Genomic DNA, 22,732 nt, shown 5'->3' with positions numbered 1-22,732 from the left:
TCCGGTCGATGGACACGATCATCGATCGCCCGATCGGTGAGTGACCCCGTCCCGGTCGTCGGCCCGCCCCCGTCTGAGAGCGGCTCTGGCTGTGCTGGCGTCGTAGCCGTACAGCACCGACTCGGCGTACGGCTCGACGGTCGCCGTCGCCGCGAGTAGCGGGTCGATCTCGACGTCGGCGTACAGTTCGACGCTCGTGGGAGTGTCGAGGCGATCGGCGAACCCGCTCGCGATCGATTCGAGCCAGTAGGTGGTGTCGTAACTCGTATCGTACAGCGGGATCACGAACTCCTCGACCAGGGACTCGATGGCGTCGAGGTCGATCCCGGCCCGTTCGTAGAGGTGCCCGGGATACGGATCGGGATAGAGGCCGACGATCAGATCGCCGGGCACGCGATCGCGTGCGGCCGACAGGAAGTCGGTGATCACACCCGCGCGCCAGGTGCCCCACTCGTCGTACTCGCTGTCGGCAAACTGTCGGGTACAGCGGTCGCAGTGACAGTACGTCGAGCGGGAGAAACCGACGTCGTCGAGTCGCACGTCACCGCTCGCCCGGCCGGCGTCTTCGATCATCTCTAGCAGGCCGTCCCGATAGGACTCCTGGGTCGGACAGACGTACGACCGATCGAGGTCCGAGCGGTCGCTCGTCGCCGGGTCGCCGTCGCGGGTCCGCGCGGCGAGTTCGGGCCGCTCGCGAACGGTCGCGTCGTCGGCGAAACACGAGAGCGTGTTGATACCCTCGGCCGTGGGTTCACTGGCACGGCCGCTGGCGGCCTTGTACTCGTAGAAAGCGCGGTCGAATTCCGACCACGATAGCTCGGGTTCGTTTCGCGTGACGACGCCGACCATACCCCCACCAGGGGAGCCAGCGGCAAGTCAGTCACGTTCGCAGACGTGATCGCTGCTCTCTTCAGTCTTTGATTGCGAGTTTGTACACCAGTACCAGGGCGACGACGGCGAGCAGGAGCTTCGTTTTCGTAGACATCACTTCAACCCACGATCCGATCGGATAAAATCTTTCCCCTCGAACCGGACGGTATCAGCCGGCGAGGATGTGTGCGGCGAGGTCCTCCCGGATGATCGTATCGCAGTAGGTACACCGCACGCCGTCTTCGAGCACTTCGAAGTGCGACTCGATCGGCTCGTTCTCGGTCGTGATACAGTGCTGGTTCGGACATTCGAGTACGCCGACGACCTCTTCGGGACGGTTGACCCGGTGTTTCTCGACGACGTCGTACTCGCGGATGATGTTGATCGTCGCCGCGGGCGCGACCAGCGAGAGGACGTCCACTTCGGCCTCGCTGAGCTCCCGCCCCTCGACTTTGATGATGTCCTTGGTCCCCAGCCGGTCGCTGGGCGTGTGCATGACGATACTGATCGGTTCGCCGGCGGTGCCGTCGATCCCGAGAATCGCGAGGACGTTCAGCGCCTGCCCGCCGGCGATATGGTCGATGACGGTGCCGTTCTGGATCTTGCTGACGCGGAGCTTCTGATCGTCAGTCATCGTTGTCCCTCCAGCAGGAGATCGAGCAGTGCCATTCTGACTGGCACGCCGTTGTGCGCCTGTTCGAAGAACGTCGCGTGGTCGGTGTCGTCGATATCGTGGTCGATCTCGTCGACCCGCGGGAGCGGGTGCATGACGGTGAGATCGTCGCTGGCAGCCTCGAGCGTCGCGGCGTCGATCTGGTACTCGCCGGCGACCTCGCGGTACTCGTTCTCGTCGGGGAACCGCTCCTGCTGAATGCGCGTGACGTACAGCACGTCGAGCGACGGCAGAATCTCCTCCAGGTCGGTGTGTTCCCGGATTGTCGCGCCCTCCTCGTGCAGGTCGTACCGGACCGAGCGCGGTAGTTGCAGGCTCTCGGGGCTGATGAAGTGCTGATGAGCATCGAAGTTCGTCAGCGCGTGCGACAGCGAATGGACTGTCCGCCCGTACTTCAGATCACCCATGATCCCGATCGTCAGGTCGTCCAGTCCCGCGTTCTCCCGGATAGTGTACAGATCGAGCAGCGTCTGTGTCGGATGCTGGCCGGCCCCGTCGCCGCCGTTGAGCAACGGGACGTCGACGAACTCCGCGGCCATCTGTGCTGACCCCTCGCTCGGGTGGCGCATGACGAGCGCGTCCGCGTACCCCTCGACGACCCGAACCGTGTCGGCGAGGCTCTCACCCTTCTTGACGCTCGAATACTCCACCGGTCCCATGTCGACGATGTCGCCGCCGAGTCGCTTGATCGCCGCGCTGAAACTCATCTTCGTCCGCGTGCTCGGCTCGAAAAAGAGCAGACCGAGCAGCGTCCCGGCGTGGCGATCCGTGTAGGCCTCCGGATCGGCCGCGATCTCGGCAGCGTGGTCCAGCACCTCCTCGATGTCCCCTCTGGAGAGCTGTTTCGCGCTGATAATGTGGTCGTGACGCATCGAGCGTATCCCCGACGCCGACGCTCTTGAGAGTGACGATTGTCCAGATTGCCGTCGCCCGCTCCGGACGACTCGTCCGGATGTCAGTGTCGAAAACGAGGTTAACTTTGATTACCCTTGGCAACCTATCTCTAGGTGTACGATGGATATTGCTGATATTGCTACCAGCGAATACGTCGCAGTCGACGTCGATGAACGCCTCGGGAAAGTCCGGTCGATCTTCGAGCGGGACAATCCCAAGGGCATTCTCGTGACCGACGACGGCGACTACGAGGGCGTCATCACCCAGAAACAGCTGGTACAGTCGCACGTCGAGGACCAGGCCAAAGCGGGAGCGATGGCCCAGCACGCACCGAAAGTCGATCGGACGGCGGACCTTCGCGAGACCGCGCGCGTGCTCGTCGAAGGCGGGATCAAAGTCGCGCCGGTGTTCGAGGCCGACCGTCTCTGGGGTGTCGTCACCGACGACGCCATCCTCGAGGCCGTCCTGGAGAATCTCGATGCGCTGACGGTCGATCAGATCTACACCGAGAACGTCATCTCGATCGACCAGAGCGCACAGGTCGGGCAAGCGATCAACCATCTTCGAGAGAACGGGATCTCCCGTCTCCCGGTCATCGACGAGGACGGCCAGCTCGCCGGGATGGTCACTCGCCACGACATCGTCGACGTTGTCGTCCGCGATATGGACAAGTCGACTGTCGGCGAGCGAGCGGGCGACGTCGATCGCATCCTCGATCTCCCCGTCTACGACGCGATGAGTAGCCCCGTCGAGACGACGACGCTCTCGACTTCCGTCCAGGACGCGGTTGAGACGATGCTCGAAAACGACTACGCTGGACTGGTCGTCACGCCCGAAGAAGACGACTCGCTCGTCGCCGGGATCATCACGAAGACGGACGTCCTTCGGGCGCTGACGTTCACCGAAGAGGAGCACATGGACGTCCAGATCACCAACATCAAGCTACTGGATACTATCTCACGGGACGATATCCGGATCGGAATCGAGGAAGTCGCCGACAAGTACCAGGACATGCAGGTCCATCACGCCCACGTCCGGTTCCAAGAGCACAAGGAGAAACTCCGCGGGACGCCGCTGATCCAGTGTCAGATCCGCCTCCGGACGAACAAGGGCCAGATGGCCGGCTCCGGAGAGGGATACGGGGCCGAAACTGCGTTCAACGTCGCTCTCGATAAGCTCCAGCGCAACGTCCTGGAGAAGAAAGGCGTCGAGAGCGACGAAGAGTACCGCGGCCAGGTACTTCGGAAACTCCGCGAATTGTAACTCCGGATCGGAACGCCGCCCGACGGTATTTTGATGGGCTGGTAGTCTGTGCCCGCACCGTCCGTGAATGAGCTGGTAGTTGCGACTGGAACTTTTGACGTGCGTGAAAAGCACCGAACTGGAACGCCGGGGAGGCCAAAAGTTCCGGTTCGGTCAAGTGGCGGTCGTGTTTGTCAACCGCCGTGGGATGGATGGCATCGCGTCGATCAGTCGCGGTCGGGGCTCGACGCCGACCCCGGCTGGGGAGTGGTCCCCGTTGCAGTATATTGTATAGATACTACACTACTAAAGCCTTCCGAACTCTCGGATCCGCTCCAATATAGGTGAATAATGCACGAGAACTTGATTTTTGTACTGTCGTCCTGCATATCTCCTGGCTACTCTACAATACTACGATAGCGATTGTACTCTTCCGACAGTATCGGAACCCCGCACTGGCTGCTCGTCCGATGCGGTTAGAAATATCAGTGATGTCCGAAAAACGGGCCGTTATTCGAGACCGAGGTCTGCGAGAGAGTGGGTGTGCTGCCAGGCACCGGTGACCTCATCGACGTCGAACTCCAGCATACCGTCGGTCAGTTCCAGACGGACCGTCTCCTCGTTGATCTCGGCGTCGTGCAGGTGCAGTTCGAGTGGCTGATCGAACTCGCTGACCGCAACCATCAGTTCGCCGTTCTGTTCGAGCATCTCCTGTAGGTCTGTTGCATCCATGGCTCAACCGGATAATTTGCTCGGACACGGCAAAAACGTTCCCTTCTCAATATTGTTTTGGCCGACCTAAAAAGGGGCAGAACCCGCCCGTTCTGCAAACTGTTTATGTCCCAGTGTACTGTGAGAAAGCGTATGCAAGTCAAAGCGTACCAGAACTGTCAGGAGTGCGGGCAGGAACTCGAAAGCTCGACCGTATACCGCCAGCACGCACTCTGTGAGTCGTGTGCCTGATCACCTCGGGAACACGCTGAGTCGCTGGTCACCCGAGCAGGAATCGGATCGCTTCGGGGAATCGTCTAGCCCACTCGGATTCGTGATGCACAGCGTCGGCGTCGTAGACGTACTGTAACTCGTCAGCGTAGCCGATCGCCTCCAGCGTTTCGACGAGCTGTTTCACTCCCTCCTCGAACTGTGCCGATTGGTCGGGGTCGTCGGCGAACTCCGCTCCGCCGACGTCGACATATATCCGTCCGTCGACGTGGCCCGCCGTTTCGATGAACTCCTGTATCCCGTGCCAGGGTCCGCTGACGGCGGGACTCATCGCGCCCACGAACGCGAACGCTTCGGGATCGCGAAAGAACGAGTAGAGGCTAATCAACCCGCCCATCGACGAACCGACGACGCCCCGTTTCGAAGACGTGCGAAACGCCGACTCGACGGCCGGACAGACGGTGTCGAGCAGCCAGTCGGTGTACGCGTCCCCGAGCGGTTCGATGTCCTCTCGGGGGAGGTTTGCGTCGTCCGGGACCTCGACCGGATCGTAAAACGGCGCGTATTCGATCGGTCGCTCGTCTTCGGCGTTCGGAATCCCGATCACGATCGCTTCGGTCCCCTCTTTGGCGAGTTCCGTCATCGTCTCGTCGACCCGCCACTCGCCGTCGTAGCTGGTCGCCTCGTCGAAGAGGTTCTGCCCGTCGTGCATGTACACGACAGGATACTGCCTGTCGCTTGATTCGTAGCTCGGTGGCAGATACGCGAGCAGTTCCCGCTCTACATCGAGGTGTGCGGCTTCGATCGGATCGGAGACGCGGAGGTCGCCGACGACAGTGCTCCCTTCGTCGCTCTCGTACTGGTGCCAGGACGGCGAAACCATGGCACAATCTCGTCAGCCCACTCTCAAATGCTTCGGGGCTTCGACCGAGATCGGGCTTCACCTTTAGGTATATATAATCTCAATATATCTTTTAACTATACATACACAGGACACTCTATTCCACGGATGCCATATTGGATATAGCCGGTAGACTTAAATTTCGGCCTGCCAATGAATCCCACAGGATGTCCAACCAAAAGAATATCAAGCGTCGCCGCTTCCTGCAGGCGACCGGTGCGTCAGCGCTGACGATCGGTCTCGCCGGCTGTACCGGGGACGACGACGACGATAACGGTAACGTGACCAATTCCGGTTCCGATACGGCCTATCCGTATGGGGCGAACGAACTGATGATCGACGAGGCCAAATCGGTCATGGAAGAGGCGGGTTACGGCCCGGACAACCGGTACGATCTCGACTGGCTGCAGTACGTCTCGCCGGCGTGGAAGGAGATGGCGAACACGATCCGCTCCCGGCTTGATTCGGCGTACATCAATATGAACATCTCCGACGCGGACTTCGGTCAGCTCCTCAATACGACGGAGAAGGGGGACCACGAGGCGTTCACGCTCGGCTGGATCGCCGACTATCCCGGAGCGCGGAACTTCCTGCAGCTGATCGATCCCGAGAATACAGTCTACGACGCCGAGGGATCGACGCCCAACGGCGCTCGGCTGTTCTGGTCGGAAGACGCAAAGGGCGATTCGGAGGTCCGCCAGAATATGACCGAGCAGTTCGACCGGATCCAGGACAACCCTGAGCAGACCGAGGAGGCCCAGTCGGTCCGGGCGGAGGCGACCGCACGGATGGAGGAACTCCTCTGGGAGTCCGCGGCACTGCTGCCGGTCTATCACACCGTCGACGACGTGTACTGGTATGACAAGGTCGACTACGACCCGCCGGGCGGGATGGGGCCGTCCCGTGCGAAGACCAGCACGACGGTGAGGGGGCTCGAAGGTGACGATATCCTGAACGGGACCTCCGGTACGTTCAACTCGCTCGATCCGATCGCGTCAGGCAACACTGCGAGCGGATCGAAGATCATGGACATGTTCGACGCGCCGATGAACTACGTCAACGGCACGACGGAAGTCGAGCCGCTCATCGTCGAGGACTACTCCGTCAACGACGATCTCACGGAGTACGAGTTTACCCTCAAAGAGGGGATCCAGTTCCACGGCGACTACGGCGAAGTGACGGCCGACGACGTGGTGTATTCGATCCGGCGACTCGTCGAATCGACCAACTCCTCGAACACCTACTTCCCGATCAGCGTCCTCGACATCGACAGAGAGGAGAACGACGACGGGAGCGTGGTGTCCGGTTCGACTGCCGTCGAGGCGACCGGCGACTACAGCTTCACGATCACGCTGCGGAACGCCTTCGGCTACACGCTGGAAGTACTGGCCTACTCGGCGTTCTCGGTCGTTCCCGAGGGAATCGTCGGCGATATCGAGGGGTACGACGGCGATATGGACTGGCAGGAGTTCTCGACGAACCCGGTCGGGTGTGGCCCGTTCGTCTTCGAGGAATGGCAGTCCGGCACTGGCGGGGAGTTCCGCGCGTCCGCATTCGCAGACTATCACGACGGCGAGCCTGCCGTCGACGGGGTCCAAGACGCGATCCTCTCGGAGCCCAACTCGATCTACAACCGATTCATCAACGGCAACGCGGACGTCTCCGCGATTCCGACCTCGCAGTACGACTCCGCAAAAGTCAATTTCACCGACAGCGAGGGCGCACAGCAACTCGGCGAGTACGGCCCGATCGGTGACGATACGACAGTGAACATGTCGCGGACGCCGGCGATCAACACCTACTACATCGCCTTCAACATGGAGGAAGTCCCGAAAGCCGTCCGACAGGCGATGGCGTACGTGCTCACGCGAGGGGACTTCGTCAACGCCGGTGACGGAAGCGTGTTCAAGGGGCGCGGTGAGCCCGCATACCACCTGACGCCCCCACAGGTCTACCCAGGCGGTCCTGAGGGATACGAACAGCACTGGAAAGAGCAATAGACGGCCCGAACCAACATAGTTAAATCCGCGGCATTGTTTCCATCGGGTAATCTGTTTGCCATGGTACAGACTCCGGCTGATCAACCGTTTTCGCAATCGTCGCTGTGCCGACCGTATCGTGTACGTGCGTGCGTGAGGCGCACCGAGAGCGCGCCCGCGCGGAGCAGCTATAGGGGTGACTCGCGATGAACCGGACGCTATATCTCGTCAAGCGTCTCCTTCTCGCGGTCCCGGTCATGATATTCGGGATCACGATGTCGTTTCTGATCCTCTATCTCGGACCGATCGACCCGGTGGGAACGATTCTCGGTCAGCAAGCGACCCCGGCCGACGTTCGACAGCTCAGAATCCAACTCAACATCATCTATCCGAACGGTGAGAAGGTGCCGCTGTGGCGCCAATACTTCAGGGTTATCACCGATCTCGTAACCTTCCAGTTCGGCCAGTCCTGGACGGTCCAGCGCGGCACGAACGCGCTATCGCTCATCGTCGGCCGCATGCCCGCGACGATATGGCTCGGGTTCTGGTCGGTAATGGTTGCACTGGTCGTTGGGATTCCTGTCGGACTCTATGCCGGACTCCGAGCGAACACGTTCCGTGACTACACCGCGTCGGGATTCGGCATCATCTGGCGTGCGATGCCGAACTTCTGGCTGGCCGTGATGCTCGCCGGGTTGATCTCCGTCGGCGGTCACCTCGACTGGTATCGGACGTTACTCGTCGAGACGCCAGTGTCCGGGACACCGGACGTTCTCGGGCGTCTCTTCACCGTCTATCCCGTGTTCGAGGGGGTTCCGTATCTGGAAGCGCTCGGTATCCCAGTTCCGAATCCGCGTCCGATGGGGACGGCATTCAAGTGGATCCTCCCTGCTGCACTGGTTCTTGGCTCCTCGTCGATGGGGAACGAGGTCCGGATCGGGCGGACTGCCGTGCTCGAGAGCATCAATTCGAAATACGTCGAGACGGCGAAGGCAAAGGGTCTGTCGACCCAGCGTATCATCTTCAAACATGTCGGTCGGAACGCGGTCGTTCCGCTGCTACCGGTCATCATGGGCGAGTTCTACCTCCTGATCGGTGGCTCCGTCCTCGTGGAACGCGTGTTCGGGATCAACGGGCTCGGAAACCTGTTCTTCCGGGCCGTGCTCGGACCGGACATCCCGGTCGTGATGGCACTCGTCTTCCTGTTCATCATCATCCAGGTCGCGTTCAACATCACGCAGGACCTGTTGTACACGTATATCGATCCGCGGATCACTCTCGAGGAGGCTGAATAAGATGTCCGAAGATACTTCGACGCTTCGAGAAGAGACGACTGAACGGGAAGGTCTCGCTTTGCGCACTCGGATACGCAACAATCCCCGGCCGTTCCTGATGTGGGCGGTTCCGATGTCGATTCTGATCGCCGTCGAGTTCGGCACGTACGCCGGCATCGTGCTCGGCGCGCTGGATGCGCTCGTTCTCGGGGTGACCGGACTGCTTGACGTGCTGGTCGGACTCGTTTCGGCGAGTGCCGAGCAGATGATCGTCGACGTTCAGAACACACTCGTGTCGACGCTACGAGGCGCCGGCGGATTCACGGATAATATCATCACCTTGTTCAGCCGTGATGTCATTCCGAACCAGGGTTATCAGACCGGACCGAACAGCGGCTGGAACGGGACGTTCCTCGGACTGCCACCCGCCTACGCGTGGGCGCTCCGGTTCTCCCTCATCATCGCGTACTCTCTGTTTACGGCCTATTGGACGTTCCGTGGCTGGCTCGTCTACCGGAAACACTACCGCGAAGCCGACTGGACGCCGACGGACAACATCATCGAAAACCTGCGGGACCACCAGTGGGGCCAGTTCGGTATCGTCGTCCTGGTGTTGTTCCTGACGATGGCCGTGTTCGGCCCGGCACTCGGTCCGACGACGGTCGAGCGGAACATCCAGAGCTCATACGAGTACACGATACAGTATTATTCCGAAGAGGACGGGAGCGTCCAGACGACGTACGTCGGGCAGGCGAACTTCGGATCCAAGTCGAAAGGCGGCTCGCAGAACGTCGGGCCGATGAGTTACGACGACTACGGTCGGTTCCATCCGTTCGGGACGATCCCGAACGGGCGCGATCTGTTCACGTTCATGATGGGAGGTGCCCGGATCACGATGATCGTAACGGGCATCGCGATCATCGGTGCAGCCATCATCGCGGCCCTGCTGTCGATGTTCTCGGCGTACTACGGCGGGAGTGTCGATCTCGCGGTGTTGACAACCGCTGATGGGGTCGTATCGGTCCCACAGCTACTGCTCTTGATCATGGTCAGTGCCGTGTTCGCGAACCACTGGCTCGGGCAGATTCTCGACGGCGGTATGCTGTTGGCTCTCGTATTTGCATTCACAACGTGGCCGTTCCTGTGGCGGGCCGTCCGTGGGCCCGCCTTACAGGTGGCACAGGAGGAGTGGATCCTGGCCGCCAAAAGCTACGGCCAGACACCACGCAAGATCATGCGCAAGCACATGTTCCCGTACATCCTCGGGTACTTGCTCGTATACGCCTCGATGTCCGCCGGCGGGATCATCATCTCGCTGTCGGCGCTGTCGTTCCTCGGTAACGGCCTCGGCATCTCCGCGCCGACGCCGGCCTGGGGACGGGCAATCTCGCTCGGGCAGGACTACGTGTCCGGGCCATCGTGGCACATCTCCCTGCTCCCCGGACTGATGATCGTCCTGCTCGTGACGGGGCTGAACGCGCTCGGTGACGGCATCCGTGACGCTATCGACCCCGAGACTGTCGGCGATGAAGGCGAAGAAGCAGCGGCCGGAGGTGGCGGCTAATGAGTTCAGAATCTACTACTAATATGACAGATAGTGATACGATCCTCTCGGTACAGAACCTGCAGACGGTGTTCTACACCGATCGTGAGACGATTCGGGCCGTCGATTCGATTAGCTTCGACGTCAAGCGCGGTGAGACGGTCGGAATCGTCGGCGAGTCCGGATCGGGTAAAAGCGTCACGGCCCGGTCTATCATGGGTCTGATCGATTCTCCCGGACGGGTCCGATCGGAGTCCTCTATCCGATTTAACGGGAAAGAACTCACGGAACTCTCGGATGCGGAGTATCGCTCCGTCCGCGGCAGCGGAATCGGGATGGTTTTCCAGGATCCCCAACAGTCGCTCAACCCGGTCTACACCGTCGGCAATCAGATCCGTGAGTCGCTGAAGGTGAATCGAGGCATAACCGGTCCGGAAGCGACGGAGGAGGCGACGAAGCTCCTCGAGGCAGTTGGTATTCCGGACCCGAAGCGTCGCCTGGACGAATATCCCCACGAGTTCTCCGGCGGGATGCGCCAGCGAGCCGTCATCGCGATGATGCTCGCCTGTGACCCCGAGTTCCTGATCTGTGACGAACCGACGACGGCGCTGGACGTGACCATTCAGGCTCAGATCCTCGACTTGCTGAAGGACCTGCAAGCGGAACGCGGCCTCTCGATCCTGTTCATCACCCACGACATGGGGGTCATCGCGGACATCGCGGATCGCGTCAACGTCATGTATGCCGGTCAGATCGTCGAACAGGCACCGGTCGAAGAGTTGTTCGCCAATCCAAAACACCCCTACACGGAGGCGCTGATCGACTCGATTCCGGGCGAACAGTCTCGAAAGGAGGGACTCGAAACGATCGAGGGAGAGGTTCCGACTCCGAACGAACCTGCGTCATACTGTCGGTTCGCTCCTCGCTGTCCCAAAGCGTTCGACGCCTGTGACAACGTCCCGCCACAGCACGTGTCCGTCAACGACGAACACGACCATACTGCGGCATGTCTCCTGTACCCGGACGGGGAATCCGAGGAAGAGCGTGTCAGGCAGCACACCGAGATAGCCGACGATGAGCACCGGGGTGACGAAGCATGAGTCAGATGACGGCGCAGCGCGAGACGGTTACAGACGAAGAGGTACTCATAGACGTCACTGGACTGAAGAAGTACTACGGTGGCGATGGGTTCTTCGCCGGCCCGCCGGTGAAGGCCGTCGACGGTGTCGACTTCCAGATCAAGCGAGGTGAAACACTCGGCCTCGTCGGCGAGTCCGGCTGTGGCAAGAGTACCCTCGGGAGAACTCTCCTGCAACTCGAACGGGCAACCGAGGGATCGATCTCCTTCGACGGGACCGACGTGACAGCGCTGTCCGGCTCGGACCTGAAAGAGTGGCGCCAGAACGCCCAGATGGTGTTTCAGGACCCTCAATCCAGTCTCAACGACCGCATGACGGTCGGGGAGATCATTCGCGAACCGCTCGATGCACACGACTGGCAGACAAAACAGGACCGACGTGAACGCGTCTTCGAGCTGCTGTCGGCGGTCGGACTCCGGGACGAACACTACTTCCGGTACCCCCACCAGTTCTCCGGCGGGCAGCGTCAGCGTATCGGCATTGCCCGGGCGCTGGCTCTCGAACCTGACTTCCTCGTTCTCGACGAACCGGTCTCGGCACTGGACGTCAGCGTGCAGGCCAAGATCATTAGCCTGCTCGAGGACCTCCAGGAGGAGTTCAATCTCACGTACCTGTTTATCGCACACGACCTCTCTGTCGTTCGACATATCTGTGATCGAGTGGCCGTGATGTATCTCGGGAAGATCATGGAGCTGGGCGAAACCGAAGACCTGTTCCAGAACCCGTCGAACCCGTACACGAAGTCACTCATCTCCGCGATCCCACGGCCCGATCCGACGCACTCATCTCGCCGGATTACGCTCCCGGGGACGCCACCGAGCCCGCGTGATCCCCCCGCCGGGTGCCCGTTCGCGACACGCTGTCCAGCGAAGATCAGACCGACGCAACTCGACGCCACCTCGGAGGCCGCGATCGAGTCGGTCCGTGAGATCGTGCGGGAGAGAACTGAGACTGAGATCGGTCTGACGGGTCGCATGAAACGCCGTCTGGGGCTGTTCTCGCAGTTCGACGATATCGGCGACGAGGTCGCAGATGCGCTCGACGGGGCGATGCTCCCGACGAAGGCTCACTTGCGAGTCGAGGAGGCGGTCGATCACGTCAAAGCCGGGTATCCCGAGCGAGGCCAGGAACTCCTTGATGAGGACTTCGGCAGTGAAGCGCATATGCCACCGGAAATGAGCAACGAGGCGTGGGACGCAGTCGAGCGATTCCGCGAGGTGGTCCGCGAGCGGTCGCGGATCGATCTGAGCGCGTCCGACCTCGCCAGGCGACAACTCGGTGTGTTCTCACGGTTCGACGACATCGACGAGAGCGTCGAGGATCTGTTCGGCGATCTGGATCTCCCCGACGGTGTGGAGTCGGAGATACAGCAGGCCGTCGCAGACCTCAAGGCCGGGTATCCGGACAAGGCGCGAACGCGACTGTACGAGGAGTTCGGCAGCGTCTGTGACACCCAGAGCCCCGAGTTCCACGACGTTTCCGGATCAGGGAAGGCCAGCTACTGTCATCGACATACCGGGGACTACGAGGATGTCGAATCCACTATCGAGCGTCGTACGAGTGACGAGTAACACCCACCGTGCGGTCGATCTGATCGTCTGGGTCTGTGCCGTCGCCGCGGCCATCGTCGCGGTTAGCGGCGTCGTCTCTTTCCTGTTCGGTAACGGACTGTTGACACTGAAATACGTCCTCTTCTATATCGGGTTCCTGCTGTTCGGACTCGGGAGCTTCGGCATCCAGCCAAAACGTCCCTCGAAGGATACGAAACGCATCACCGTCGAATCCGATAGCCCGTGGGGGTTCGAGGAGCGACTCCACGACTTGCCGCCGCTTCGTGATCTGCAGATCCCGGTCGAAGACCGGGTCAGCCGGGATCTGAAAGTATTCGTGACGAGCCTCGTCGTCCTCGGCATCTCGCTCGTTCTGGAACTGTTCGCCGGCGTCTCTGTCTGAGACGACCGGTACTCGCTTGGACTGCTGTCGTCTGTCTGTCTGTCTTGACCGCTTGCGCACGCTGGTCATATCGCCCGTCCCGCTTTTTGCTTCTGGAGCCACGGATATCCCGACATCACTCCGAACAGCCGGTACACCGGTCCCATTCCCGGAGACGTACGCGTGTCCTTTATTTGCGCGCAGTGCCACTGATAGGCATGGTCAGAACCGGTCCGAACCGAACGGAGCCAGATATCACCGAGCACCTGGCGCAAGCGAGCGAACAGGCCCAGTCCGGATGGGAGCAGACAATCACGGACATGCGACGGATGGCCGCCGATCGCCAGGACAGCGGGTACGACACGGTGGCTATTCCGGCGGGGGACACGACCCCGAAGCCCCCGGCGTCCGGAGACACCGACGAGTGGGGCTTCTCACACGTCATCCCCGGAAACTATGCTGCGGAGTTCACCGAGATGGACGAGCAGGCCGACTTCGACGAGACGGGTGTCTATCAGGCCCAGATCGACGGGCTCGCGTTCCTCGTCACGGAGTGTCTCGATCACGACGAACAGATCGCCGTATTTATCGCTGGCAGCTACAAGCTCCAGTTCGCGGCACCGCTGGTTCGAGCCGCAATGGATCGCGGTCGAATGTTCACACACGTACAGAAGCTCGATGGGACCCATTTAGGAACGATCGAGCACGACGATCCGTCGGCGTTTTTCCCGGATCCGGAGCAGATTTACGCCTACGAGATGTAGCGGTTCGGACCGAAACCGATTTTCCGTGGCCGACCCGAGTGGTGGCTGCGCGAGGGTGGCTGAGCTAGGCCAAAGGCGGCGGGCTTAAGACCCGCTCCCGCAGGGGTCCATGGGTTCGAATCCCATCCCTCGCACTCTGTCGCTCACACATTCGTGAGCGACGAGTGCCGCTGTTGGATTCGAACTACGCGAGTCGCAGCGGCCGAACGCAGTGAGGCCGATCGTCTCGCAGTCGGGTTCGAATCCCATCCCTCGCATAGCGAGGCGCGACCATCGGGAGCGCCTCGAAAAGGCGAACAGCGAGTGTAACGAGCCGTGCGTATTCTGCGGCGAACAGACGTGAGGGTCGTGTGATAGCGACCGTTGTAAGTCTGTTCCGGGTTGACCGCACGACTGGTGCGGTCGCACCGGTAAATCATTACAACGGTCACTATGAGTCGCTGGGTGGATTCGAAGCTTCGGACACGATGTCCTTTTGCGCGTCCCGACCGTATATAGGCCAATGACACACGAGTTGCCCGATGCGGTGCGTGAAGCGTTCGAGACACACGACGGCTACGATGTCACGGACGACCGTGCGGCCGTGACGACGACACCGTTCGACGGGACCGTGACGGTCGAACAGACGGATGCGGACTGGAACCGGCGCTACGTCGTGGATGTGACGGTGCCGACGCTGTCGGCGGTCGTCGGGGAGGTCGTCGGTCCCGCAGTCGCCGAGGGATGGTTCGAGACGCTCGAACGGCGACTCGAGGACGCGCCGATGGCCACACGGGCGAACGTCGAACTCGATACGTTCGAGGTCCGCCGGATCGACGAGACCGTCGAGATCACGTACGCGTTCACTAGCGGCAGCGAATCACAGGCGGCAGACGTCGCGAAAGCACTGGTCGAGTACGTCGAGGGGACCTACGTCGAAGGGATCGTACCGGGCTACGATTATCAGCCACCGGTGGCGGGACTGCTCGATCAGGCCCAGTCCGGCGGTGCACAGGGCGAACGCGGCGGGACGCCGCTCTGACCGCTCTGTCACGGACACGTGACCGACCGCATCAGTCCATCGCGATGTAGGTCTGAGTGCTTTCGACGCCGTCGATGTCCTGGATGTGAGTCGCAGCGATGTCCTTGACGTTTGCCGGTGAATCGACCTCGACTTTCGCGATGAGGTCGACGTCGCCGGCGACGATGTGCGCGTCGACGACGCCGTCGAGTCGTTCGATCTCGTCTTTGAGTCGGTCCGCCTCGCCGGTGTGCGCTTTGACCATAACGTATGCGATAACCATATTCAGGCACCTCCGAGAGCCGCTCGGCCGGTTTCGCCGACGACGATGTTTCGGACGTCTCCGAGCACGTCGAACTCGGCGACGACGACAAGCCGGTCGCCGCGCTCGAGCGAGACGTCGTCCGTGGGGACCGTCAGTGGCTCGTCCGCTTTGCCGAACGCGAGCAATCGGGTGTTGGCCGGCAGTTCGAGCTCGCTGATACTGTAGCCCCGCACCGGTGACGCATCGGTGATCGTCAGTTCGACGAGCTGGACGTCGTGGGCCACGTCGGCGATGGCCCGGACGCTCCCGCCCAGCAGGGCGTTTTTCGCGGCGATCGCGCCCAGGCGTTCGGGATAGACGATTTCGTCGACCTCGTCGGCGTACTTGCGGTAGATCTCCTCGCGGTAGTCCTCGTCGATCCGCATCACCGTCCGACAGTCGTGGTGGTCGGCGATCAGGCAGGCGGCGAAGTTCGTGTTGAGATCGCCGGTCAGCCCGCCGAGCGCGTCCGCCGTCTCCAGTCCCGCGTCCCGGAGTGTTTCCTCGACCGATCCATCGCCCTCGATCACGTCGAACCCGTCGGTCCTGGCCCGTTCCGCCCGTTCGTGGGATCGGTCGACGAGTACGACTTCGTGGCCGCTCTCGCGGAGCGCGCGGGCCGTCCGGAGCCCGACGCGTCCAGCACCCACGATAACGTATCGCATACAGGAAGGTATACCGACCGCAGTCATAAAGGTATGTGCCGCGGCAGGCACAACGTACTTACCGTGTGGTGTTGTACCACTCCACATAATGGTGCGGGCGTACGTCACGATCAAGACCGCGGCGGGCAAGTCGGAGGACCTTCTGGCGTCGGTCAGAGCGACCGACGGCGTCGAGGAGGCGCATATCGTCGCCGGCCAGTACGACATCATCGCGGAGGCGGTCGAGGCGGAGATCTACGACGTGATGGAGTCAGTCGCCAGCGATATCGGCGCTCTCGAAGGGATCACCGACACGCGGACGTACATCTGCCTCGAATGACATCCCCCCGTCGTGAACGACGGGGTTTGGAATAGTCGCTACTCGTCGTTCGCGTCTCGGAGGTTGCCGCAAGCGATACGGCAAAGAGCATCGAGTCGATACCGTCAGTATGGTCAGCGTCGCGGACGCGATCGGACTCGCGGTCATTCTCCTCACAAATAGTGCCGTCGGGGCACTGCTGACTCGATTCTTCAGGGTTCGACTCGCGACGTCCTGGGGGAGTCTGGTGTATACGGCGCTCATCGGTCCGGTCGTGTTGCTGGCACTGACGCTCGTGCTCGGCGGGGCGTTCGGTCTCGGGCCTGATCTCGGTTCCCCGGCGATGGTCGTCATCGGGATCGTTTTCCTGCCGCTGACGCTCGGCGTGACGTTCGATTACTTCTGGATGCCGGCTCCCGAGGAGATTGAGCTGCCGGACCGATACGCGACGTGATCGGCGCTCGTCGATTGCCCCGTCGGCACATTCGTTGGAAACACACTTTGTACCCCGGCCTGCAACGAGGGATATGGTCACTGCAAGCGCCCCCGGGAAAGTGTATCTGTTCGGGGAACACGCGGTCGTGTACGGCGAACCCGCGGTCCCGTGTGCCATCGAACGTCGTGCGCGGGTCACCGCCGAACGCCGCGACGACGACAAACTTCGGGTCAACGCGACGGACCTGACACTCGACGGGTTCACTGTCGAATACGACGGTGACGCGGCCGGAACGCCGGATGTCGACGTCGCCGAACCCCTGCTCGAAGAGGGAATGGGATATATCAACGGCGCGATCGAGCAGGCACGCGACGCCGCTGACACACCCGACGCGGGCTTCGACGTGACGATCGAGAGTTCGATCCCGCTCGGGGCGGGCCTGGGCTCGTCGGCGGCGGTCGTGACCGCGGCCATCGACGCTGCGACGCGCGAACTGGGCGTCGAACTCGACGCCGCCGAGATCGCCGATCGGGCGTATCGTGTCGAATACGAGGTCCAGGACGGACAGGCGTCCCGCGCGGACACGTTCTGTTCGGCGATGGGCGGTGCGGTCCGGGTCGAGGGCGAGGACTGTCGGCGCATTTCGAATATTCCCAATCTCCCGTTCGTGATCGGCTACGACGGGGGTTCCGGCGATACGGGCGCGCTGGTCGCCGGCGTCCGACAGCGCCGGGAGGAATACAATTTCGCCGCCGATACGGTTTCGGCGATCGGTGATATCGTCCGCGAGGGCGAGCAGACGCTCCACGACGGTGACCTCGAGGAACTGGGCGAGTTGATGGATTTCAATCACGGGCTGCTGTCCGCGCTGGGGGTCTCCTCGCGGTCGCTCGATTCGATGGTCTGGGCGGCCCGCGAGGGCGGTGCGCTGGGCGCGAAGCTGACCGGCGCCGGCGGTGGCGGCTGCATCGTCGCGCTCGATCCGGGCGACGGGGCCGAGACGGCCCTGCGGTACACACGGGGCTGTGAGTCGGTCTTCCGGGCGGAACTGGACACCGACGGGGTCCGGGTGGAAGCGTGACGACGGTTCTCAAGCTCGGCGGGAGCGTCGTCACGGCGAAAGACGAGCCCGAAACCGTCGACAGAGAAGCGCTCGCGGACGCGGCCGACGCGGTCGCCGATGCGGACGACGAACTGATCGTGGTTCACGGCGGCGGGAGCTTCGGTCACCCGCACGCCGCTGCTCACGCCGTCTCCGACACGGAGGGGACCCACGACGCGACGGGCGTCCGGGAGATCCACGACGCGATGGGTGAGTTGAACAGTGCCGTCGTCGAGGCGCTGCAGGATCGGGGTGTGTCAGCACTGCCGGTCCGTCCCCTTTCGGTCGCGTCCCGGGACGACGACGGGACGACGACGTTTCCGGGCGAGCCGATCGCGACGATGCTCGGGGAGGGGTTCGTGCCGGTCACCCACGGTGACGTCGTCGCCCAGGCGGGGGCGGGCGCGACGATCCTCAGCGGCGACGAGATCGTCACGCGACTCGCCCGACAGTTGGACGCCAACCGGGTCGGGGTCTGTTCGACCGTTCCAGGCGTCCTCGACGACGATGGCAGGGTGATCGATCGGATCAGCGACTTCGAGACGGTGGCGTCGGCGCTGGGCGACAGCGAGGCGACCGACGTGACTGGTGGCATGGCAGGCAAGGTTCGGGCCTTGCTCGAACTGGGGACGCCCGCGTCGGTGTTCGGACCGGCGGAGCTGGGGGCGTTTCTCTCCGGGGACCGTCCGGGCACGCTCGTCCATCGCGAGCAGTGACGGCCGTGCGATCAGCAGGCACTTACCGACGCCAACCGGAGCAAACAATATGCGAATCGCAGAGCGCCAGCGCGTCGAGGGCGGGGGCGAGCGGATCACTGTCGTCCCGGAGAGCCTCGACGACCTGTGGCACCTCTCGTACGTGATCGATCCGGGCGATCAGGTCGCCGGGGATACGACCCGACGCATCCAGCGCGACGACGAGGAACTCCGGGACACCGGGGGCGAACGCGAGCACCTCTGGGTGAAACTGGACGTCGAAGACGTCGAGTTCGCGAAGTTCGCCAACCGACTGCGCATCTCGGGCGTCATCGCCGACTGCTCGCGGGAGGACCAGCTCGGGTTACATCACACGATCAACGTCGAGGAACACACCGAACTCGAGATCGAGAAGGTCTGGAGCTCCGATCAGCTCGAACGACTCGAAGCGGCCGAGGAGGCGGCGGACAGCCCCGACGTCGCCGTCGCGACCGTCGAGGAGGGACAGGCGTACGTGCATACGATCGCCCAGTACGGGACCGAAGAGCGCGCCAGCATTGCCGGGCCGACCGGGAAAGGCGAGTACGCCCGCTCGCGTGCGGAACTGTTCGAGGAGTTGGCCGACGTTCTGAGCCGTCTCGACGTGGACGCGATCGTCCTCGCCGGCCCTGGATTCACGAAACAGGACGCCCTGGAGCACATCGAGGACGCTGCCCCGGAACTGGCCGAATCGATCACGACTGTCGATACCAGCGCCGTCGGTGATCGGGGCGTCCACGAGGTCCTCAAGCGCGGCGCGGTCGAGGACATCCAGCAGCAGACCCGTATCGCGGCCGAGGCCGAACTGATCGACGAGTTGACTGAGCGGATCGCGACCGGCGAGGAGGTCGCCTACGGACCCGATCAGGTCGCCGAGGCGGCTGACTTCGGCGCGATCGAGCACCTGCTCGTCCTCGATAATCGACTCCGTTCCGAACGATCCGGCGAGGGCGAGTGGGGGATCGACGTCGATCGGATCATCGAGACGACCGAACAGAAAGGCGGTGACGTGACGGTCTTCTCCGGTGAGTTCGACCCCGGTCAGCAGCTGGCAAATCTCGGCGGGATCGCCGCGCTCTTGCGTTACCGGATCTCGTGAGTGCGATATCGGGGCTGACCGAAACGGTTTTGTCTTCATGCAGTAATACCAGGATAATTAGGGTCTGTCCCGGAAAATGTCATTCGAAGAACAGCCGGACTTCGCCCGGCAGGTTGCCGACCTCAACAACTACGGTCAGGCGCTCAACAGCTGTGAGACCGTCGACGAAGTCGTTTCGCTCACGCTCGAGGCGGTGTCGCTGCTGTTCGATTTCACGTCGACGACGTTTCTCGAGGTCCGGGCGGGCGAACCGGAGATCATCGAGAGTACGGATCCGTCGCTCTCGGTTGGGGACCGACCCAGCGCCGTCGCGCGCACGACTGTCGAGACCGGTGAGACGACGGTGGAGACGGGGGACGGGGCACGCGTAAGCGACGATTCTGGCGTACGGACGGCACTGGCGGTTCCTGCGACGATCGTCGACGACGTGGTCGTCGTCCTCGTCGTCAGAACCACTAGTAACGAGAACATGGGCGACAGGTACGCCACACCGCTCGAGATCCTGGCGTCACACGCCGCGACCGCGATCAGTAACATCCGGTCGCACCAGGAACTCGAACGGGCACGGACGGATCTGGAAAAGCGCAAGGAGATGATCGAACTGTACGATCGGTTGTTACGCCACGACCTCGGGAACGACCTCCAGGTCATCTCCGGGTTCGCTGATATCCTCGCGGACGAACTCGACGGCGAACACGAGCGCTACGCGGAGAAGATCCACCGCGCGGCCGAGAGTTCGAGTGACCTGATTCAGCGCGTCGGCGACCTCGTCTCGACGCTCGAGGCCGAAGAGGAACCCGAACCGCGCGCGCTCGGGGTCGTCCTCGGATCCGTCCTCGACACTATCCGGTCGCAGTACGAATCACTGACGATCGAGTTCGAACCGTCCGCATTCGACTATCGCGTCTACGGCGGGGACTTGCTCGATTCGGTCTTCCAGAACATTCTGTCGAACGCGGCCGTCCACAACGATGGCGACGTCACGGTCACGATGTACGTCGAGGAAACCCCTTCTACCGTCACCGTCGGTATGGCTGACGACGGTAGCGGGATCCCGGACGAGATTCGCGACGAACTGTTCGAGATGGGGCAAAAAGGACCGGACAGCGGCGGGACGGGACTGGGATTGGGATTCGTGCGCGCACTGACGGAATCGTACGGTGGCTCCGTTTCGGCGACCGACAGCGAGTCCGGCGGCGCTGAGTTCAAAGTAACGCTCCCGCGGGTCTGATCCCGGCGACTCACCCCAGATCGATCGTCAGCCCATCGGCGGCGAATCGCACGTCGCCGTCGTAGTACTCGCCGATCGAATCGAGCATCTCCTCATGGCGCCCGTCCGTGTGTGGGTAGAGGTGCGTGAGATAGAGCCGATCGAACGTCGCACCCGTAGCCGCCAGCGCCTGGCCGAGCTGTCTCGGCGTCGCGTGTGTGTCGGTCTCGACGCTGTCGGGGTACGAACAGTCGTGGGCGAGCACGTCGGCTCCCTCGGCGAACGCGAGCAGCTCCCGCGTCGCTGTGCTGTCGCCGCTGAAGACGAAGGTCGCGTCCGTCGCCGGATGGGTGAGTCGATAGGCGAAACACTGCTTGGAGTGTCTGGTTTCGGTCGCTCGCGCGTCGAATCCGGCCAGCGAGAACGGTTCCCCGGTCAGATCCCTCACCGCGAGGTCGATCCGGCCGTCGAGGTAGTCGTGAACGTCGAGTAGATCGTCGACGAGCGTCGAGGTGCCCGGCGGGCCAGCGACCGCCAGCGAGTCGGCCCCGGCGAGCCAGCGCGCTTTCAACAGCGCCAGCAGGTCCGAGACGTGGTCCAGATGATGGTGTGTCAACAGGACAGTATCGACACCCTCGTATCCAACGTCTGTCCGCTGGAGGGCGTGCAGGACGCCGCTTCCACAGTCGACCAACAGTTGATCCGACCCGGACTCGACGAGCAACCCGGTCTGGAAGCGATCACCGGTTGGCATCGCACTCCCCGTCCCGAGAAACGTCACCTTCATATCTGTCACATCGCGGTGGTCGTGAAAAGACGTGGCGGTCAGCGATGCCGTATGGTCCCCGTCTGGGGCCAAATATTGTGGGGTGTTACCGAATGTTTCCTCAAGGTTTAACAGGTCACCGACCGACTAGTATCATGGAGGAATTTCAATGAGCGAATATTCGGAACCCGAACTGCCGCCACTCCCGTACGACTACGACGCCCTCGAACCGCACATCTCCGAGCAGGTGCTCGAATGGCACCACGACACCCACCATCAGGGGTACGTCAACGGTCTCGACAGCGCCGAGAAGACCCTCGCGGAGAACCGCGAGGCCGGCGAGTTCGGCTCCTCGGGAGCCGCCATCCGGAACGTGACCCACAACGGTAGCGGACACTACCTGCACACGCTGTTCTGGGAGAACATGGACCCCAACGGTGGAGGCGAGCCCGACGGTGATCTCCGCGAGCGTATCGAGGCGGACTTCGGTTCCTACGAAGGCTGGAAGGGCGAGTTCGAAGCCGCCGCTGGCGCCGCCGGTGGCTGGGCGCTTTTGGTATACGACCCGGTCGCGAAGCAACTTCGGAACCTCGTCGTCGACAAACACGATCAGGGCGCGCTGTGGGGCTCCCACCCAATCCTAGCGCTGGACGTCTGGGAGCACTCCTACTACTACGATTACGGCCCGGACCGCGGGGACTTCATCGACAACTTCTTCGAGGTCGTCGACTGGGACAAGGTCGCCCAAGAGTACGAGAAGGTCGTCGGTCGCATCGAGTAAGTCGGACTGAACTACCACTGTTTTTTTGCAGACGATCAGCGACGCGGGTCCGATAGCTGTGTATTATACGCTGACCAGGCCCAATACCACGGCCTTCGGGCCGTTGACGAGACGCGACGCGTCTCGTTCGCACACCAGAAATCGGAGATTTCTGGGGACGTGGATACGCGCCGTCACTCTGGGT

At 62.2% G+C, this 22,732-nt stretch carries 23 protein-coding genes, 1 tRNA gene and 1 pseudogene; 17 read left to right on the top strand and 8 right to left on the bottom strand.

What is annotated here, in order from left to right:
* Nucleotides 1–18: 18 nt before the first annotated feature.
* From HSEST_RS08820 to pyrB, 3 genes are all read right to left on the bottom strand, one after another.
* Nucleotides 19–849 (bottom strand): hypothetical protein, encoded by an 831-nt coding sequence (locus HSEST_RS08820; RefSeq protein ID WP_229120569.1) that lies wholly within the window; start codon nucleotides 847–849, stop codon nucleotides 19–21.
* 190 nt (nucleotides 850–1,039) lie between these two features.
* Nucleotides 1,040–1,504 carry an aspartate carbamoyltransferase regulatory subunit gene (pyrI, locus tag HSEST_RS08815; protein WP_229120568.1) on the bottom strand — a complete coding sequence of 155 codons (465 nt, stop codon included), beginning with the start codon at nucleotides 1,502–1,504 and terminating at the stop codon, nucleotides 1,040–1,042.
* Entirely contained in the window at nucleotides 1,501–2,415 is a 915-nt protein-coding gene (gene pyrB, locus HSEST_RS08810) for an aspartate carbamoyltransferase (protein WP_229120567.1), read from the bottom strand. The genes pyrI and pyrB overlap by 4 nt, the downstream gene beginning before the upstream one ends.
* 142 nt (nucleotides 2,416–2,557) lie before the next feature.
* Here pyrB and HSEST_RS08805 point away from each other — a divergent pair, with 142 nt between their 5' ends.
* On the top strand, nucleotides 2,558–3,700 hold the full coding sequence (locus HSEST_RS08805; RefSeq protein ID WP_229120566.1) for a CBS domain-containing protein: 1,143 nt from the start codon (nucleotides 2,558–2,560) through the stop codon (nucleotides 3,698–3,700).
* A gap of 489 nt (nucleotides 3,701–4,189) precedes the next feature.
* Here HSEST_RS08805 and HSEST_RS08800 read toward each other — a convergent pair whose 3' ends face one another.
* Together HSEST_RS08800 and HSEST_RS08795 are read right to left on the bottom strand one after the other, a co-directional pair.
* On the bottom strand, nucleotides 4,190–4,411 hold the full coding sequence (locus HSEST_RS08800; protein WP_229120565.1) for a hypothetical protein: 222 nt from the start codon (nucleotides 4,409–4,411) through the stop codon (nucleotides 4,190–4,192).
* A 259-nt stretch (nucleotides 4,412–4,670) separates the two neighbouring features.
* Nucleotides 4,671–5,504: an alpha/beta hydrolase gene (locus HSEST_RS08795; RefSeq protein WP_229120564.1), complete on the bottom strand. Its 834-nt coding sequence runs from the start codon at nucleotides 5,502–5,504 to the stop codon at nucleotides 4,671–4,673.
* A 185-nt stretch (nucleotides 5,505–5,689) separates the two neighbouring features.
* Between HSEST_RS08795 and HSEST_RS08790 the strand changes: the two genes are divergently transcribed.
* The 9 genes and pseudogenes from HSEST_RS08790 (at nucleotide 5,690) to HSEST_RS08750 (ending at nucleotide 15,174) form a co-directional block, all read left to right on the top strand.
* Nucleotides 5,690–7,522 carry an ABC transporter substrate-binding protein gene (locus HSEST_RS08790; protein WP_229120563.1) on the top strand — a complete coding sequence of 611 codons (1,833 nt, stop codon included), beginning with the start codon at nucleotides 5,690–5,692 and terminating at the stop codon, nucleotides 7,520–7,522.
* 185 nt (nucleotides 7,523–7,707) lie between these two features.
* Nucleotides 7,708–8,796, top strand: coding sequence for an ABC transporter permease (locus tag HSEST_RS08785; protein ID WP_229120562.1), 1,089 nt, complete (start codon nucleotides 7,708–7,710; stop codon nucleotides 8,794–8,796).
* 1 nt (nucleotide 8,797) lies between these two features.
* Nucleotides 8,798–10,339 carry an ABC transporter permease gene (locus tag HSEST_RS08780; RefSeq protein ID WP_229120561.1) on the top strand — a complete coding sequence of 514 codons (1,542 nt, stop codon included), beginning with the start codon at nucleotides 8,798–8,800 and terminating at the stop codon, nucleotides 10,337–10,339.
* The gene (locus HSEST_RS08775) at nucleotides 10,339–11,418 is read left to right on the top strand and encodes an ABC transporter ATP-binding protein (RefSeq protein WP_229120560.1); all 1,080 of its coding nucleotides are present in this window, start codon (nucleotides 10,339–10,341) and stop codon (nucleotides 11,416–11,418) included. Before HSEST_RS08780 ends, HSEST_RS08775 begins: the two co-directional genes overlap by 1 nt.
* A pseudogene (locus tag HSEST_RS08770) lies at nucleotides 11,415–12,453 on the top strand (ABC transporter ATP-binding protein); the annotation flags it as partial. The gene HSEST_RS08775 and the pseudogene HSEST_RS08770, both read left to right, overlap by 4 nt.
* Before the next feature lie 564 nt (nucleotides 12,454–13,017).
* Complete coding sequence (locus HSEST_RS08765) at nucleotides 13,018–13,410, top strand: DUF7555 family protein (protein WP_229120559.1); 393 nt, start codon at nucleotides 13,018–13,020, stop codon at nucleotides 13,408–13,410.
* A 197-nt stretch (nucleotides 13,411–13,607) separates the two neighbouring features.
* Nucleotides 13,608–14,153 (top strand): DUF7529 family protein, encoded by a 546-nt coding sequence (locus HSEST_RS08760; protein WP_229120558.1) that lies wholly within the window; start codon nucleotides 13,608–13,610, stop codon nucleotides 14,151–14,153.
* A 49-nt stretch (nucleotides 14,154–14,202) separates the two neighbouring features.
* Nucleotides 14,203–14,287: transfer RNA gene (locus HSEST_RS08755), tRNA-Leu, on the top strand.
* A gap of 368 nt (nucleotides 14,288–14,655) precedes the next feature.
* On the top strand, nucleotides 14,656–15,174 hold the full coding sequence (locus HSEST_RS08750; RefSeq protein ID WP_229120557.1) for a DUF5813 family protein: 519 nt from the start codon (nucleotides 14,656–14,658) through the stop codon (nucleotides 15,172–15,174).
* Nucleotides 15,175–15,205: 31 nt separating this feature from the next.
* Here the strand turns inward: HSEST_RS08750 and HSEST_RS08745 are convergent, their stop codons facing one another.
* A complete protein-coding gene (locus tag HSEST_RS08745) occupies nucleotides 15,206–15,436 on the bottom strand; it encodes an Lrp/AsnC family transcriptional regulator (protein ID WP_229120556.1) in 231 nt (76 codons plus the stop codon).
* A gap of 2 nt (nucleotides 15,437–15,438) precedes the next feature.
* Entirely contained in the window at nucleotides 15,439–16,122 is a 684-nt protein-coding gene (locus HSEST_RS08740; protein WP_229120555.1) for a potassium channel family protein, read from the bottom strand.
* 88 nt (nucleotides 16,123–16,210) lie between these two features.
* Between HSEST_RS08740 and HSEST_RS08735 the strand changes: the two genes are divergently transcribed.
* The 6 genes from HSEST_RS08735 to HSEST_RS08710 all read left to right on the top strand — a co-directional run bounded on the left by HSEST_RS08735 (nucleotide 16,211) and on the right by HSEST_RS08710 (nucleotide 21,022).
* Entirely contained in the window at nucleotides 16,211–16,441 is a 231-nt protein-coding gene (locus HSEST_RS08735) for an Lrp/AsnC ligand binding domain-containing protein (RefSeq protein WP_229120554.1), read from the top strand.
* 109 nt (nucleotides 16,442–16,550) lie between these two features.
* Nucleotides 16,551–16,874: a hypothetical protein gene (locus HSEST_RS08730; protein ID WP_229120553.1), complete on the top strand. Its 324-nt coding sequence runs from the start codon at nucleotides 16,551–16,553 to the stop codon at nucleotides 16,872–16,874.
* 73 nt (nucleotides 16,875–16,947) lie between these two features.
* Complete coding sequence (mvk, locus tag HSEST_RS08725; protein ID WP_229120552.1) at nucleotides 16,948–17,937, top strand: mevalonate kinase; 990 nt, start codon at nucleotides 16,948–16,950, stop codon at nucleotides 17,935–17,937.
* Nucleotides 17,934–18,674 carry an isopentenyl phosphate kinase gene (locus tag HSEST_RS08720; RefSeq protein ID WP_229120551.1) on the top strand — a complete coding sequence of 247 codons (741 nt, stop codon included), beginning with the start codon at nucleotides 17,934–17,936 and terminating at the stop codon, nucleotides 18,672–18,674. The genes mvk and HSEST_RS08720 overlap by 4 nt, the downstream gene beginning before the upstream one ends.
* Nucleotides 18,675–18,723: 49 nt before the next feature.
* Nucleotides 18,724–19,791, top strand: coding sequence for an mRNA surveillance protein pelota (locus HSEST_RS08715; RefSeq protein WP_229120550.1), 1,068 nt, complete (start codon nucleotides 18,724–18,726; stop codon nucleotides 19,789–19,791).
* Nucleotides 19,792–19,867: 76 nt separating this feature from the next.
* On the top strand, nucleotides 19,868–21,022 hold the full coding sequence (locus tag HSEST_RS08710) for a sensor histidine kinase (RefSeq protein ID WP_229120549.1): 1,155 nt from the start codon (nucleotides 19,868–19,870) through the stop codon (nucleotides 21,020–21,022).
* Between the two features lie 10 nt (nucleotides 21,023–21,032).
* On the opposite strand, the gene HSEST_RS08705 is transcribed toward HSEST_RS08710, so the two are convergent.
* The gene (locus HSEST_RS08705; RefSeq protein WP_229120548.1) at nucleotides 21,033–21,788 is read right to left on the bottom strand and encodes an MBL fold metallo-hydrolase; all 756 of its coding nucleotides are present in this window, start codon (nucleotides 21,786–21,788) and stop codon (nucleotides 21,033–21,035) included.
* Between the two features lie 148 nt (nucleotides 21,789–21,936).
* Here HSEST_RS08705 and sod point away from each other — a divergent pair, with 148 nt between their 5' ends.
* On the top strand, nucleotides 21,937–22,548 hold the full coding sequence (sod, locus tag HSEST_RS08700) for a superoxide dismutase (protein WP_229120547.1): 612 nt from the start codon (nucleotides 21,937–21,939) through the stop codon (nucleotides 22,546–22,548).
* The last annotated feature ends 184 nt before the right edge of the window (nucleotides 22,549–22,732 follow it).

The sequence above is a fragment of the Halapricum desulfuricans genome, assembly GCF_017094465.1.
Classification (GTDB): Archaea; Halobacteriota; Halobacteria; order Halobacteriales; family Haloarculaceae; genus Halapricum.
This window is presented reverse-complemented; position numbering and strand designations above follow the sequence as displayed.

Coding starts and splice junctions, on each gene's coding strand:
- HSEST_RS08820 (WP_229120569.1), bottom strand. CDS start 849: ATGGTCGGCGTCGTCACGCGAAACGAACCCGAGCTATCGTGGTCGGAA.
- pyrI (WP_229120568.1), bottom strand. CDS start 1,504: ATGACTGACGATCAGAAGCTCCGCGTCAGCAAGATCCAGAACGGCACC.
- pyrB (WP_229120567.1), bottom strand. CDS start 2,415: ATGCGTCACGACCACATTATCAGCGCGAAACAGCTCTCCAGAGGGGAC.
- HSEST_RS08805 (WP_229120566.1), top strand. CDS start 2,558: ATGGATATTGCTGATATTGCTACCAGCGAATACGTCGCAGTCGACGTC.
- HSEST_RS08800 (WP_229120565.1), bottom strand. CDS start 4,411: ATGGATGCAACAGACCTACAGGAGATGCTCGAACAGAACGGCGAACTG.
- HSEST_RS08795 (WP_229120564.1), bottom strand. CDS start 5,504: ATGGTTTCGCCGTCCTGGCACCAGTACGAGAGCGACGAAGGGAGCACT.
- HSEST_RS08790 (WP_229120563.1), top strand. CDS start 5,690: ATGTCCAACCAAAAGAATATCAAGCGTCGCCGCTTCCTGCAGGCGACC.
- HSEST_RS08785 (WP_229120562.1), top strand. CDS start 7,708: ATGAACCGGACGCTATATCTCGTCAAGCGTCTCCTTCTCGCGGTCCCG.
- HSEST_RS08780 (WP_229120561.1), top strand. CDS start 8,798: ATGTCCGAAGATACTTCGACGCTTCGAGAAGAGACGACTGAACGGGAA.
- HSEST_RS08775 (WP_229120560.1), top strand. CDS start 10,339: ATGAGTTCAGAATCTACTACTAATATGACAGATAGTGATACGATCCTC.
- HSEST_RS08760 (WP_229120558.1), top strand. CDS start 13,608: ATGGTCAGAACCGGTCCGAACCGAACGGAGCCAGATATCACCGAGCAC.
- HSEST_RS08750 (WP_229120557.1), top strand. CDS start 14,656: ATGACACACGAGTTGCCCGATGCGGTGCGTGAAGCGTTCGAGACACAC.
- HSEST_RS08745 (WP_229120556.1), bottom strand. CDS start 15,436: ATGGTTATCGCATACGTTATGGTCAAAGCGCACACCGGCGAGGCGGAC.
- HSEST_RS08740 (WP_229120555.1), bottom strand. CDS start 16,122: ATGCGATACGTTATCGTGGGTGCTGGACGCGTCGGGCTCCGGACGGCC.
- HSEST_RS08735 (WP_229120554.1), top strand. CDS start 16,211: ATGGTGCGGGCGTACGTCACGATCAAGACCGCGGCGGGCAAGTCGGAG.
- HSEST_RS08730 (WP_229120553.1), top strand. CDS start 16,551: ATGGTCAGCGTCGCGGACGCGATCGGACTCGCGGTCATTCTCCTCACA.
- mvk (WP_229120552.1), top strand. CDS start 16,948: ATGGTCACTGCAAGCGCCCCCGGGAAAGTGTATCTGTTCGGGGAACAC.
- HSEST_RS08715 (WP_229120550.1), top strand. CDS start 18,724: ATGCGAATCGCAGAGCGCCAGCGCGTCGAGGGCGGGGGCGAGCGGATC.
- HSEST_RS08710 (WP_229120549.1), top strand. CDS start 19,868: ATGTCATTCGAAGAACAGCCGGACTTCGCCCGGCAGGTTGCCGACCTC.
- HSEST_RS08705 (WP_229120548.1), bottom strand. CDS start 21,788: ATGAAGGTGACGTTTCTCGGGACGGGGAGTGCGATGCCAACCGGTGAT.
- sod (WP_229120547.1), top strand. CDS start 21,937: ATGAGCGAATATTCGGAACCCGAACTGCCGCCACTCCCGTACGACTAC.